At 69.5% G+C, this 12,787-nt stretch carries 11 protein-coding genes and 1 tRNA gene; 6 read left to right on the forward strand and 6 right to left on the reverse strand.

The window, feature by feature from the left end; translation table 11 throughout:
• The first annotated feature begins 20 nt into the window (after positions 1-20).
• Positions 21-2,423 carry a glycogen/starch/alpha-glucan phosphorylase gene (locus RISW2_RS17455; protein ID WP_051492131.1) on the forward strand — a complete coding sequence of 801 codons (2,403 nt, stop codon included), beginning with the start codon at positions 21-23 and terminating at the stop codon, positions 2,421-2,423.
• Positions 2,424-2,653: 230 nt separating this feature from the next.
• Here RISW2_RS17455 and RISW2_RS17460 read toward each other — a convergent pair.
• From RISW2_RS17460 to RISW2_RS17470, 3 genes are all read right to left on the reverse strand, one after another.
• Positions 2,654-2,740 (reverse strand) — tRNA-Leu (locus RISW2_RS17460).
• Between the two features lie 102 nt (positions 2,741-2,842).
• Positions 2,843-3,643 (reverse strand): metallophosphoesterase family protein, encoded by an 801-nt coding sequence (locus RISW2_RS17465; RefSeq protein WP_043773556.1) that lies wholly within the window; start codon positions 3,641-3,643, stop codon positions 2,843-2,845.
• The gene (locus tag RISW2_RS17470) at positions 3,640-4,608 is read right to left on the reverse strand and encodes a diacylglycerol/lipid kinase family protein (protein WP_162164341.1); all 969 of its coding nucleotides are present in this window, start codon (positions 4,606-4,608) and stop codon (positions 3,640-3,642) included. The genes RISW2_RS17465 and RISW2_RS17470 overlap by 4 nt, the downstream gene beginning before the upstream one ends.
• Positions 4,609-4,775: 167 nt before the next feature.
• On the opposite strand from RISW2_RS17470, the gene lipB reads away from it, so the two are divergent.
• Positions 4,776-5,441: a lipoyl(octanoyl) transferase LipB gene (gene lipB, locus RISW2_RS17475; RefSeq protein WP_043773557.1), complete on the forward strand. Its 666-nt coding sequence runs from the start codon at positions 4,776-4,778 to the stop codon at positions 5,439-5,441.
• A gap of 63 nt (positions 5,442-5,504) precedes the next feature.
• Here the strand turns inward: lipB and RISW2_RS17480 are convergent, their stop codons facing one another.
• A complete protein-coding gene (locus RISW2_RS17480) occupies positions 5,505-7,247 on the reverse strand; it encodes a peptidoglycan-binding domain-containing protein (protein ID WP_043773558.1) in 1,743 nt (580 codons plus the stop codon).
• A gap of 274 nt (positions 7,248-7,521) precedes the next feature.
• Positions 7,522-7,734, reverse strand: a complete 213-nt coding sequence (locus RISW2_RS17485; protein WP_043773559.1) for a hypothetical protein — start codon at positions 7,732-7,734, stop codon at positions 7,522-7,524.
• A gap of 344 nt (positions 7,735-8,078) precedes the next feature.
• Between RISW2_RS17485 and ctaD the strand changes: the two genes are divergently transcribed.
• From ctaD to RISW2_RS17505, 4 genes are all read left to right on the forward strand, one after another.
• A complete protein-coding gene (gene ctaD / locus RISW2_RS17490; protein WP_043773560.1) occupies positions 8,079-9,752 on the forward strand; it encodes a cytochrome c oxidase subunit I in 1,674 nt (557 codons plus the stop codon).
• Positions 9,753-9,859: 107 nt separating this feature from the next.
• Complete coding sequence (locus tag RISW2_RS17495) at positions 9,860-10,753, forward strand: hypothetical protein (RefSeq protein ID WP_043773561.1); 894 nt, start codon at positions 9,860-9,862, stop codon at positions 10,751-10,753.
• Between the two features lie 107 nt (positions 10,754-10,860).
• Positions 10,861-11,361: a DUF2244 domain-containing protein gene (locus RISW2_RS17500; RefSeq protein ID WP_043773562.1), complete on the forward strand. Its 501-nt coding sequence runs from the start codon at positions 10,861-10,863 to the stop codon at positions 11,359-11,361.
• Positions 11,361-12,305 carry a hypothetical protein gene (locus RISW2_RS17505; protein WP_051492133.1) on the forward strand — a complete coding sequence of 315 codons (945 nt, stop codon included), beginning with the start codon at positions 11,361-11,363 and terminating at the stop codon, positions 12,303-12,305. The genes RISW2_RS17500 and RISW2_RS17505 overlap by 1 nt, the downstream gene beginning before the upstream one ends.
• Here RISW2_RS17505 and RISW2_RS17510 read toward each other — a convergent pair.
• Positions 12,283-12,744 carry a GatB/YqeY domain-containing protein gene (locus RISW2_RS17510; RefSeq protein ID WP_043773563.1) on the reverse strand — a complete coding sequence of 154 codons (462 nt, stop codon included), beginning with the start codon at positions 12,742-12,744 and terminating at the stop codon, positions 12,283-12,285. The two genes, RISW2_RS17505 and RISW2_RS17510, sit on opposite strands and share 23 nt — an antisense overlap.
• Between the last annotated feature and the right edge of the window lie 43 nt (positions 12,745-12,787).

Genomic DNA, 12,787 nt, shown 5'->3' on the forward strand with positions numbered 1-12,787 from the left:
TCACGGCGAGGAACATCCGTATGAACATTGCAACGTTGCCCACCGTCTCTGCCGGAAACCTGCGTGACGCGATCCTCGCGCACCTGGCCTATTCCTTCGGCAAGTCCCCCGAAGCCGCGCAGATCGAGGACTGGCGCATGGCGCTCAGCTACGCGGTGCGCGACCGCATGGTGGAATCGTGGTTCTCGGCCACACGCCGCTGCTACGAGCAGAAGGCCAAGCGCGTCTATTACCTGTCGATGGAGTTCCTGATCGGCCGCCTGCTGGAGGACGGGATCGTCAACCTGCGTCTGCAGGACCAGGCACACGCGGCGCTGGCCGAACTCGGCCTCGACTACCATGCCGTGCTCGCCGACGAACCCGACGCGGCGCTCGGCAATGGCGGTCTCGGACGCCTCGCCGCCTGCTTCCTCGAATCGCTCTCGACGCTCGCCTGCCCCGCCATCGGCTACGGCATCCGCTACGAGCACGGGCTCTTCCGGCAGTCCTTCCGCGACGGCCGCCAGGTGGAAAGCCCGGAAACCTGGCTCCTGCAACGCCACGCCTGGGAATTCCAGCGCCCCGAGGCGCGCTATCGCATCGGCTTCGGCGGCGAGGTGAAGACGGCAGGAGGCAATACAACCTGGACGCCTTCGGAACATATCGATGCCGAGGCGTTCGACACGCCCATCGCCGGCTGGAAGGGCCGCTGGACCAACACGCTGCGCCTGTGGTCCGCGAAGGCGCCCGATCCCTTCGACCTCGAAAGCTTCAACCGCGGCGACTTCGCCCGCGCCGCGGCGCCCGAGGCGCTCGCTCGCACGATCAGCCGGGTGCTCTACCCCGACGACACCACCGAGCAGGGCAAGGAGCTGCGCCTCAAGCAGGAATTCTTCTTCACCGCGGCGGCGCTGCGGGACATCCTGCGCCGGTTCGACAGCGAATACGACGACCTGTCGCTCCTTCCCGCAAAGGTCGCGATCCAGCTCAACGACACCCATCCCGCGGTGGCGGGCCCCGAACTCGTGCGCATCCTGCACGACGAGCGCGGCCTGCCCTTCGAGGAGGCGATGACAATCGCGCGCGGCTGCCTCAACTACACCAACCACACCCTCCTGCCCGAGGCGCTCGAGACCTGGCACGAGGGCGTGTTCGGCAAGCTGTTGCCGCGGCACCTGCAGATCGTCGACCGCATCGACGACGCGCACGGCCGGGCGAACCCGTCTCGGACCCTGTCGATGCGCGCGAACCACCAGGTGCGCATGGGCGAGCTGTCCTTCGTCATGGCGAACCGCGTGAACGGGGTCTCGGCGCTGCACACGGGGCTCATGAAGGACACGGTCTTTGCCGAACTGCACCGGCTGCACCCCGAGCGGATCGTGAACCAGACCAACGGCGTCACGCCGCGGCGCTGGCTTCTGTCCTGCAACCCGCGCCTGTCGCGGCTCGTGACCGACACGATCGGCGACGGCTGGGTCGGCGACCTCGAGAAGCTGCGCGAGCTCGAGCCGCACGTGGACGACGCCGGCTGGCGCGAGCGCTATGCCGAGGCGAAGCGCGCCAACAAGGCGGCGCTCGCCCGCTGGATGGCCGACACGCAGGGCCTGAAGGTCGATCCGCAGGCCATGTTCGACGTGCAGATCAAGCGCATGCACGAATACAAGCGCCAGCATCTCAACATCCTCGAAGCGATCGCCCTCTGGCAGGAGATCAGCGAGACCCCCGATGCCGGCTGGACCCCGCGGGTCAAGATCTTCGCCGGCAAGGCGGCGCCCGGCTACTTTTTCGCCAAGGACATCATCCGGCTCATCAACGACGTGGCCAAGGTGCTGAACGCCGATGCGCGCACGCGCGACCTGCTGCAGGTGGTGTTCCTGCCGAACTACAACGTCACGCTCGCGGAACGGCTGATCCCGGCAGCGGACCTGTCGGAACAGATCTCGACCGCCGGCAAGGAAGCGTCGGGCACCGGCAACATGAAGTTCGCCCTGAACGGCGCGCCGACGATCGGTACGCTCGACGGCGCCAACGTCGAGATCCGCGAACAGGTCGGGGCCGAGAACTTCTTCCTCTTCGGGATGGACGCGCCCGGGGTCATGGCCCGGCGCGAGGTCCCGGACCACGCCCGCAAGGCGATCGACGCCGATCCGCGTCTCTCGCGCGCGCTTGCCGCGGTGGCCGACGGCACCTTCTCTCCCGACGAGCCCGGCCGCTACGCCAACGTCGTGGCGAACCTGTCGGATCACGACTACTTCCTCGTGGCGTCGGACTTCACGGATTACTGGCGCGCGCAGCGCGAGGTCGACACGGCCTTCGCCGACCGCGACCGCTGGACGCGCATGGCGGCGCTCAACACCGCGCGCTCGGGTTGGTTCTCGTCCGACCGCACGATCCGCGGCTACATGGCCGACATCTGGGGCGCCGAGAGCCTGCAACTCGACTGACCCCTCGCCCGCGCCGGCCGCGTGCCGGCGCGCCACCGGCAGGGCCAGGAGCCCGCCCCGCGGCGTCCCGCGCGAGGTCCGGCATAGATTCCATGACGATTTCCCACGCGCCCGTGGCGCAGGTGAGGCGCGGGGCCGCGCCGGCCGGCACTCCTGCGCGGATCCCCCCCTGGCACGAGCCCTGTCCTGAATCGAAAAGCGCGCCCGGGGGCGCGCTTTCGTCCGAAGCATGGTGCGGTCGAGAAGACTCGAACTTCCACGGGAGTTACCCCACAGCGACCTCAACGCTGCGCGTCTACCAATTCCGCCACGACCGCACTGTCATTGGCTTCGGGTAGCGGGCGTATAGACGAGGCCCAGAAGGATGTGAAGGCCCCAAGACGAAAAATCTTGCGCCCCTGCCGCGGCGGCAGCCGGGATCATTCCGGGGTCCGCCAGAGGCCGTCCTCCTTGACGAAGACCGTGCGCGAGATGAGCGCGAAATTGTTCTCGAAGGGCATCGCGCCGTAATGGTCGACGCGCACCCGCGGGCCGTCGATGTCGAGGACGTTCAGGTCGTTGGGCTCTCCCCGCCCGCGGGTCGAGAGGCCCGTTCCGGCCTGTACCATCAGCAGTCCCTGCGCCGCGCGCACCGGCGTCACGCGCCAGACGTGCAGGTGTCCGCAGAGGATGATGTCGGCCCCCTGCTCCGCCAGCCGGCCGAGGCGGGTCGCGACGCCGCGCATCGGCTGCTTGGCGTCCCCCGGCGCATGTTCGGGCGGGTGGTGCATGACCACGACGCCGAGCTTGCCGTCGGCGTCGGGCCCGCGCAGCCGCGACCCCAGCCGGTCGACGGCGCCGGTGCGCAGCCGCCCGCGCTGCCAGGCATGGGGATCGGCGGTGTTGATCCCGGCAACGACGCAATCGTCCGCCGCGTGGACCGGCTCGAGCGTGCGGGCGATGTGCCGGCGGAACCGCCGCCATGGCCAGAGGAGCCGCACCGCGACATTGTCGAGCGGCGTGTCGTGGTTCCCCGGCACCGTCAGGACGGGCGCCTTCAGCCGGTCGAGGAAGGCGCGCGCGGCGCGGAACTGGCGCGGGCGCGCGCGCTGGGTCAGGTCGCCCGACACGACCACGAGATCCGCGTCCGCGTCGTTCACGAACTGGGCGAGAGGGCCTGCGAGCTCGGGCCGGTCGCGGCCGAAATGCAGGTCCGAGATGTGCACGAGGCGGGTGGTCATTCCGGGGCGGCGGGCCTTTCCGGCGGCAGGATGGTGTGCAGCACGTCCCGGTGCATCCGGAACCGGAACGGTGCGCGGAGCGTGACGCGCTCGCCGTCCATGGCCACCGTCTGGGTGCGCCGGCGCAGCGTCTCGATCACGATCTCCTCGCCGGTGAAAAGTTCGAAATCGCGGTCGAGTTCCATGCCGCGCACCGCCAGCCGGAACGCCCGCGCCAGCAGCTGCCAGCGCGTGCAGTCGGGCGCGAGGAAGAGCGCGAAGCGTCCCGCCCGTACCTCGTCCGCCCCTTCGAGCCCGAACTGCTCGAGCTGGAAGGCGCTGCGCGCCACGAAGGCGAGCGGCGTCTTGCGGCGCACCTCCCTGCCGCCGGCGGTCACCTTCATCCGCATCGGGCTGCGGAAGCTGAGGACCGTCAGGATCAGCGACCAGTGCGCCGCGAGCCGCGAGCGGCCCCAGCGGCGATAGGTGCCCTCGCGTGTCTCGAGCACCTGCGGGTAGACGCCGAGGCTGGCATTGTTGAGGAAGATCTGGCCGTTGACCTCGCCCACGGGCAGCGGGCGCGTCTCGCCGGTGGCGATCAGGTCGACCGCCTCGTCCAGGTCCTCGGGAATGTCGAAACCGCGGGCCACGTAGTTGAAGGTGCCCTGCGGCACGATCCCGAAACGGCGGCCGGACCCGGCCACCTGGCCGGCCACGGCAGCGATGGTACCGTCGCCGCCGGCCGCGGCGATGGTACCGAAGCCATCCTTGAGCGCGCGCTGGCAGGCATCGGCGATGCCGCTGCGCGGAGAGAGCACGCGCAGCTCGAAGCGCCCGGGGTGGCGTTCGAACGCCGCCTCGAACCGCTTCTCGAGTTCGGCGGCGTCGCCGCTGCCGGACCGGCCGTTCATCAGGATGCAGACCCGCGGATCCGTCGACATCACGACCGTGGCCGGGTCTACATGGGGGTTCGAGAGGAAACTCATCGCGCAGGACCGTCCAAGGTTGAGCATTGCCCTTAGAACCAGCGCCGCATCGCGGCGGTTCCGCCGCAATCCCGGTCATCTCGCGAGGGAAGCCCCCCTTTCGGCGGAGCTTGGCCTGCGGGACGCGCGCTTGACCGGAACGGCGCCGGCCCGTACTTGCGGCACTCATGGTGGAATGGCGCACGGAACCGGGACTGACCGACTATCCGCAGGCGGTGGCCTTCATGGAGGCCCGTGCGGAGGCGATCGCGCGCGGCGAGGCGTCCGAGCTCGTCTGGCTGGTCGAGCACCCGCCGCTCTACACCGCCGGCACCAGCGCCCGGGCCGAGGATCTGCGCGATCCCGGCCGCTTCGACGTCTTCGAGACGCGCCGCGGCGGACAGTACACCTATCACGGGCCAGGCCAGCGGGTTGCCTACGTGATGCTCGACGTGGGCGCGCGCGGCCGCGACGTGCGCCGCTTCGTCGCCGACCTCGAGGCCTGGGTGGTCGCGGCGCTGGCCGAGTTCGGGCTGACCGGCCACATCCGCGAGGGCCGCGTGGGCGTCTGGATCGAACGGCCCGAAAAGCCGCGCACGGCGGACGGCCGCATCGCCGAGGACAAGGTCGCGGCCATCGGCATCCGCCTGCGGCGCTGGGTCAGCTTCCACGGCATCGCCATCAACGTCGAACCCGACCTGTCGCATTTCGACGGGATCGTGCCCTGCGGGATCACCGAGCACGGGGTGACGAGCCTCGTCGACCTGGGCCTGCCGGTGACGCTGGGCGATGTCGACGTGGCGTTGCAGAAGACCTTCGGCACGGTATTCGGCGACCGCGTGCCCGCGGCCTGAAACGGCAGGAGGCCGGACAGGGTATCCCCTGCCCGGCCGCCCGGATGCGTGCCGCGGATTGCCTTACTCGGAGATCGCGAAGACCGGCAGCGAGGCTTCCTGGGTCTGCGGGATCGCGTCGTCCGCGGCCCGGCCGTTCATGGCCGTCGAGGCCTTGCGCAGGAGCGCGGCGCGTTCGGTCTGCCCCGGGGCGAAGACCGGCGTCGCGCCGCCCTCGAGCGCCCCGAGCGCCGCGGTGTACCAGCCTGCCGCGAGGTCCTGCCGCGGGGCGGCCCCCATGCCGAGCGCGAGGTGATGGCCCACGACCTCGCCGTAGGGTTCATGGCCGAGCGCCACCATCAGCACCGCGGCGCCCATGGCGAGGTCCATCCGGTCCTCGGAATAGGCCGAGGACAGGCAGATGCGCGCGGTGTTCTCGAGCTGCGCGGGCGCCATGCCCGAGGACTGAACGAAGGCCACCGCGTCCTGCACCACCGCCTCGCGCGGCTTGACCGCGAGGCCTGTCACGATCGGCGCGAGGAGCGGGGCGAAGCCCGCGCACTGTTCGGCGATCTGCGCGCGCGACACGCCCTGCACCTTGCCCATCAGGTCCTCGCCGAGCGCGATGGCGTAGGTCCGCACGAGGCAGAGCTGTTCGCCCATGGTGGCGGTGGCGTCGGTCATGGTCGCGACCGTGCTGAACCCGCCATTGGTCGTGGCCAGCAGGTTGATGCGGTTGCATTCCGAGGCCAGCGTCGCCTTGGCCTCGGCGGCACCGAAGCTCGGGATCGCCGGGGCGGTCGCGCCGAAGCTCGGGATCGCGGCGGCGCCGCCCTGAACCACCGGCTGGGCGCTGGCGACGGGCGTCGCGGCGGGGGCGAGCGGCGCGGGCGTCGTGGCGGCGAGCTGGGTCTGCGGCAGGGTCTGCTGGCCGGGCGCCTGCGTGACGGGACCGGCAAGCTGCGGGGTGCCGCCGTCGGTCTTGGTGCAGGTGCCGCGGGTGCAGGAGAACATCGCGGGCGTCACGTTGAACGCCTGGAAATCGTTGCGCTCGTAGCCGTCCGGCGTCGAGGCGAAGACGCGCACGGCGCAGGACTGCGCGTTGCACCAGAAGGCGGAACCGGTCACCGAGGTGTCGATGATGTAGTCGGTCTTGCCGTCGCCGTTGATGTCCGACAGCTGGATGAAGCCCGAGCGGCTGACGAGCTGTTCCGCCGTCGGGTCCGAGCTCTTGGCGATCTCGTTGACCGCGGAGGCGACCACCGAGGGCAGGCCGTAATGTCCGCCGATCGACGCGGTGGCGGTGCTGCCGGCGCCGTTCAGCTGCTCGTCGCGGTACACGGTCAGCAGCCCCTTCACGCCCTGCGGGTTCGACGCGACCAGTTGCGCGGTGGCGGGGCCGCCCGCCTGTGCGCGATGGAACGAGGACACGAGGAAGTCGCGCTCGTACTGCGTCAGCTGTCCGGTCGGCGAATAGCCGAGATGCGCCTGGTAGGCCGAGACCGCGCTGCGGGACCGGCTGCCCATGATGCCGTCCGCGACGCCCGCGTCGAAGCCGAAATAGTTGAGCGCGGTCTGGGTCGTGCGGTTCTGTTCGCGCTCGTAGGAATTCGTCGAGGTGGTAGTCCGCGGCGCCGATCGCGTGGAGGTGCTGCGGCGGGGTGCCTCGCGGTAGACCGTGCGCGTCTTGGGCTGCGCGTTCGAGATGGCCCCGCCGATGATCCCGCCCACGAGGCCGCCGACGAAGGCGTCGTTGGCGACGGCGGGCACGGGCACGAGCGCAAGCGCGGAAAGGGCCGCAGTGGCGGCAACTCGTCTGAATCGCATCAATCTACTCCTGTAATTGTCTGTGCCGGTATGTCTGGGGCCGAAGCCGGGATGCGCGGAATTGGACATGCGCGTGGGTCGTTAATGGTATGCCGACCTGCGGCGGGACCGCGGCGACAGGGCGTGTTCAAAATTGTGTCAATGAGACCCCTAAGGATGACGTTGAGTCAAGCGCGCAACGCGGGTCGAAACAATCTGCAACGTCGAAAAGACGCCCCGCCAAACGCCGCCGCACTCGGCGGACGGCATCTGGCGGGGCGCAGGGCGCGCGGCGTCAGCCGCGGCGGGTCAGCAGGACGTGCCGCACGATGTCGCCGCGCGACAATCCGCGCGCCGCGAGCTCGGCGTCGGAGAGGGCACGCAGGTCCGCGATGCGTCGCGCGATGTCGCGGCTGCGGCGGTCGAAGGGGGTGTCGAGAACGCGGGAAAGGAATGTGCCCGCGCCGAAGCGCGGGGTGTGAAAGAACGTCTGGTCGAAATAGGCCATGGGTGCAGTCCTCTGGCAGGAGGAGATCGAGTCGCTGGGGTCAGCAAAGATCAGCCTATACGATCGGCGTGATTTCGCCCAGTGGGGAATTCCTCACCCCCATCGACTTGACGCTCACGAATTATCGCAGTCTCGGCATGCGCATCGCAACCTTTCGTGATTCGCCTGACGCGTGCACGTGTCCCCTCCCCGTGCCACCGGTGCGGCTGCGACAAAAATCCTGCGCATGCGGCAAAAGCGATCATTGCCGGCCGTGCAGCCATTTCCTAGAAAGCGGTCCAAGCGGTCGGCGGCCGGGCGGATTCCGTCCCGGGCGGCGGTTCATCAACGGCAAGGAGGCTCACATGGCAGACGCCGCCATCCATGGCCATGAACACGAAGACGAGCGCGGATTCTTCACGCGCTGGTTCATGTCCACAAACCACAAGGACATCGGGATCCTGTACCTGATCGTCGCGGCTGCGATGGGCTTCGTGTCCGTCGCCTTCACCGTGTACATGCGGATGGAGCTCATGAGCCCCGGCGTCCAGTTCATGTGCATGGAGGGTGCCCGGCTCTTCCCTGCCGCGGTCGAGAACTGCACGCCGAACGGCCATCTCTGGAACGTGCTGATCACCGGCCACGGCATCCTGATGATGTTCTTCGTGGTGATCCCGGCGCTCTTCGGCGGCTTCGGCAACTACTTCATGCCGCTGCAGATCGGCGCTCCGGACATGGCGTTCCCGCGGATGAACAACCTGTCCTTCTGGCTCTACGTGGCGGGCTCCACGCTCGCGGTCTGCTCGGTCCTCGCGCCGGGCGGCAACGGTCAGCTCGGCTCGGGCGTGGGCTGGGTGCTCTACCCGCCGCTGTCGGTGCGCGAGGGCGGCATGTCCATGGACCTCGCCATCTTCGCCGTGCACGTGTCGGGCGCGTCGTCCATCCTCGGCGCGATCAACATGATCACCACGTTCCTGAACATGCGCGCGCCGGGCATGACGCTCTTCAAGGTGCCGCTGTTCTCGTGGTCGATCTTCGTGACCTCGTGGCTGATCCTGCTGTCGCTGCCCGTGCTCGCCGGCGCGATCACCATGCTGCTGACCGACCGCAACTTCGGCACGACCTTCTTCGACCCGGCCGGCGGCGGTGACCCGGTGCTCTACCAGCACATCCTGTGGTTCTTCGGTCACCCCGAGGTCTACATCATCATCCTGCCCGGCTTCGGCATCATCAGCCACGTGATCGCGACCTTCTCGCGGAAGCCCATCTTCGGCTACCTGCCGATGGTCTGGGCGATCATCGCGATCGGCGCGCTCGGCTTCGTCGTGTGGGCGCACCACATGTACACGGTCGGCATGTCGCTCACGCAGCAGAGCTACTTCATGCTGGCGACGATGGTCATCGCGGTGCCGACGGGCGTGAAGGTGTTCAGCTGGATCGCCACGATGTGGGGCGGCTCGATCGAGTTCAAGACGCCGATGCTCTGGGCGTTCGGCTTCCTGTTCCTGTTCACCGTGGGCGGCGTGACCGGCATCGTGCTGAGCCAGGCCGGCATCGACCGCGCCTACCACGACACCTACTACGTCGTGGCGCACTTCCACTACGTGATGTCGCTCGGGGCCGTGTTCGCGATCTTCGCGGGGATCTACTTCTACTTCCCCAAGATGACCGGCAAGATGTACCCCGAATGGGCGGGCAAGCTGCACTTCTGGGCCATGTTCATCGGCGCGAACCTGACCTTCTTCCCGCAGCACTTCCTGGGCCGCCAGGGCATGCCGCGCCGCTACATCGACTACCCCGAGGCCTTCGCGCTCTGGAACCACGTGTCGAGCTGGGGCGCCTTCCTGTCCTTCGCCTCCTTCGTGTTCTTCTTCGGCGTTATGGTCTACTCGCTCCGCTCCGGCCAGCCGGCGACGGCCCGGAACCCGTGGAACGAATACGCGGACACGCTGGAATGGACCCTGCCCTCGCCGCCGCCCGAGCACACGTTCGAGCAGCTGCCGAAGCGCGAGGACTGGGACAAGGGCCACGCGCACTAAGCGCAACCAGATCGGCGAAACAGGCATTGATCCGTCAATGCCTGTTTTTTTTATTGGGGGCCCGTGCCCGCGACGCGCGGGACCACACGCGGCGCACGGGACCTTCGATGGCACGAGACCTTCCAGACTTCACCGGACTGACGGCTGACCAGGCGATCGCGGCGGTGCGCCGCCAGGGCCCCGCGCAGCGCCAGCGCACCGTGCGCGCCCTGCTCTACAAGAAGGGCAACCGCCCGCCCGACCGCGCGATCCAGCTGCGGCTCCTCGAAAGCTTCGCCGACGATGCCGAGCTCGGGCCGTTCGAGCGGACCTACGCCCTCGTCGCCGCCGCGCACAAGGCGTCGGAGCTCGGGGACGCGGGCACGCTCGCCGGGTTCGTCCCGCGGCTCGAGACGAGCTTCGACTGGGCGCGCGACCTGCCGATGCGCCAGGAGCTGCGCAAGGACGGGCTGCACCTGCGGTTCTCGATCCTGAACGTGCTGATCCACGCCGCGCTCTGGCTCGACCTCGACGCCCGGGACACGTATGCCGGGCAGATCCTGCAGGCGGTGGCCGGCATCAACCCGCGCAAGACCACGCACTACACCTTCAACTCGACCACCAACATCCTCAACACCGTGGGGATCGCGCTGCTGGTGCGGCCGGGCGCCATGACGGCGACGCTGCCGATCCTGCGCGGCCTGCTCTACCACAGCCTCCGGATGAAGTTCGCGCGCGACCTTCCGGCGGTCATGCTGCGGCTCGGCATCCCCGAGGACATCGCCGCCGTCGAGCCGCCGTCGAACTTCCTCAAGTTCGAGGAGAGCTTCCGCAAGTACCTCGCGATCAAGCGCGCCGAGGCCGCCGGCACGGATGCCGAGCGCGTGGCGCATTGCTGGGTGATCGCCGAGGAATGCGTGGGCCAGTACACCCCCGAGCAGAAGGCGCGCCACATCGACGGCATCCGCCGCAACCTCGCGCCGGCCTGGTCGGCCGACCCTGCGCGGCACGCGCAGGGGTGACGTCCCGCACCGCGCCGGACCCGCGCCGGCCGCACATGGGAAAAACTCTCGCCCCCGCGCATTTCGGCTTCGACAGGCAGGGGGACGACGCTACAAAGCGCGTCAGGATGCCGTACCGCTGGACGACCGACACCGCGCGCGCGGGTGCGCAGGAACTGACCCTCTGGCCGCACAATTCGCTGCCACCCGAGGGGCTCGCCTTCTTTGTGCTGGTGACCTTCGGGATGATCACCCTGCCGCTCTACGGGGTGCTCGGCACCGCGGTGTTCTGGGGCCTGCTGCCCTTCCTGATGATCGCGGTCTTCGGCATCTTCTACGCGTTGCGGCGCAACGGGCGCGACCGGCAGATCCTCGAGGTGCTGACCATGACGCCCGAGACGATCCGGCTCGTCCGGCACAATCCGCACGGGCCGCAGCAGGAATGGCACTGCAATCCCTACTGGACCCGCGTCGCCATGCACGACAAGGGCGGCCCGGTGCCGTTCTACGTGACGCTGTCGGGCGCGGGACGCGAGGTCGAGATCGGCGCGTTCCTGTCCGAGGAGGAGCGCAAGGCGCTTTATTCCGAGCTGACCGACCGGGTCGCGCAGGCGGCGCACGCCCCCTGATGGCGCAGGAACCGGCGACCCCGAAGACGCGACGCCTGCTCGCGCGGACCGTGGCGGCGCTGGCCGGGCCAGGCGCCGCAGGGCGGCTCGGCGGGCTCGCGGCCTCGGAGCGCGCGGCGCTCGAGCTGCGCGCGGCGCGGCGCGGCGTACCCGCCCGCCCGGCGGAGGAGGTGGTGTTCCTGATCCCGCTGGTCGGCGCGCACCATGTGGGCGACTGGAAGGCCGTGACCGCCCGGCTGGCCGCGACGCTGGAAAGCTTCGTCGCTCAGGACGACGGGCGGTGGCGGGCGGTCGTCTGCTGCCAGGACCGCCCGCCCCTGCCCGCCGATCCGCGCATCGCGCACCTGCCCTTCGACGACCCGACACCCGGCAACGACAAGTGGCGCAAGCTCGGCGCGCTGACCGGCGGCCTCGGAGACGTGCGCCGCCCCGCCTACGTGATGAGCTTCGATGCCGACGACCTGCTGCGGCAGGGCACGGTGGCCGAGATGCTGCGCCGGCAGGCACCCGGCGGCTACCTCGCCGAGACCGGGTTCGTGCGCGACGCCGCGACGGGCGACGTGGCCCTCGCGGGACCGCCCACGCCCGCCCTGCCGCTGCGCAAGCCGTTCTGGAAGCTCTGCGGGTCCTGCGCGGCCCTGCGCCACGATCCCGACCTGCCCGAAAGCGCCGCGTTCCTCGCGGCCATGACGCAGCACGAACACCGCATGTTCCCGCACCTCGCCGCGCTGGCCGGGCTCGGGCTCGTGCCGCTGTCGCGGCCCTCGGTGCTCTACGAGCTGAACCACGGCGAGAATTTCGGGGTGCGCCGCGGCCGCGTCGGATTCAAGACGCGCTTCGTGCAGCGCTTCCGCGTCAGCGACCCGGACATCCTGGCCGGGCTCGACCGGGATTTCCCGCAGCCGTCCTGGGCCGCGAGCCTCAGCCCGCGAGGCGCGCCTTGACCTTGGGCCCCGCCTCGCCGAAATCCATCTGCCCGGCATAGCGCGACTTCAGCACGCCCATCACGCGGCCCATGTCGCGGATCGATTCCGCGCCGACCTCGCGCACGGCCTCGTCCACCGCCGCGTCCACTTCGGATTCGGTCAGGCGTCGCGGCAGGAACTCCTCGATCACCGCGATCTCGGCCTCCTCCTGGCCCGCGAGGTCGAGCCGGCCGCCCTCCTCGTAGGTGCGCGCGCTCTCGCGGCGTTGCTTGACCATCTTCTCGAGGATGCCCAGCACCTCGGCATCGCCCACGCCGGTCTCGTTGCCGTCCCCGCGCGCCGCGATGTCGCGGTCCTTGATCGCCGCGCCGATGAGCCGCAACGTCGAAAGCCGCGGCGCATCGCGGTCCTTCATGGCCTGCTTGGTGGCAGCCGAAATCCGTGCCCGGAGGTCCATCTGACGTCCCATCCCCATGGTCTCGTTGGTCTTGCGAGACTAA

Source organism: Roseivivax isoporae LMG 25204, from assembly GCF_000521865.1.
Taxonomy (GTDB): Bacteria; Pseudomonadota; Alphaproteobacteria; order Rhodobacterales; family Rhodobacteraceae; genus Roseivivax; species Roseivivax isoporae.

What these genes read in the sequence shown, in the direction of transcription:
- RISW2_RS17485 (WP_043773559.1), bottom strand. Translation starts at nt 7,734, where the DNA reads ATGGCCTATTTCGACCAGACGTTCTTTCACACCCCGCGCTTCGGCGCG.
- RISW2_RS17465 (WP_043773556.1), bottom strand. Translation starts at nt 3,643, where the DNA reads ATGACCACCCGCCTCGTGCACATCTCGGACCTGCATTTCGGCCGCGAC.
- RISW2_RS17455 (WP_051492131.1), top strand. Translation starts at nt 21, where the DNA reads ATGAACATTGCAACGTTGCCCACCGTCTCTGCCGGAAACCTGCGTGAC.
- RISW2_RS17470 (WP_162164341.1), bottom strand. Translation starts at nt 4,608, where the DNA reads ATGAGTTTCCTCTCGAACCCCCATGTAGACCCGGCCACGGTCGTGATG.
- RISW2_RS17505 (WP_051492133.1), top strand. Translation starts at nt 11,361, where the DNA reads ATGGCGCAGGAACCGGCGACCCCGAAGACGCGACGCCTGCTCGCGCGG.
- RISW2_RS17500 (WP_043773562.1), top strand. Translation starts at nt 10,861, where the DNA reads ATGCCGTACCGCTGGACGACCGACACCGCGCGCGCGGGTGCGCAGGAA.
- ctaD (WP_043773560.1), top strand. Translation starts at nt 8,079, where the DNA reads ATGGCAGACGCCGCCATCCATGGCCATGAACACGAAGACGAGCGCGGA.
- lipB (WP_043773557.1), top strand. Translation starts at nt 4,776, where the DNA reads ATGGTGGAATGGCGCACGGAACCGGGACTGACCGACTATCCGCAGGCG.
- RISW2_RS17510 (WP_043773563.1), bottom strand. Translation starts at nt 12,744, where the DNA reads ATGGACCTCCGGGCACGGATTTCGGCTGCCACCAAGCAGGCCATGAAG.
- RISW2_RS17495 (WP_043773561.1), top strand. Translation starts at nt 9,860, where the DNA reads ATGGCACGAGACCTTCCAGACTTCACCGGACTGACGGCTGACCAGGCG.
- RISW2_RS17480 (WP_043773558.1), bottom strand. Translation starts at nt 7,247, where the DNA reads ATGCGATTCAGACGAGTTGCCGCCACTGCGGCCCTTTCCGCGCTTGCG.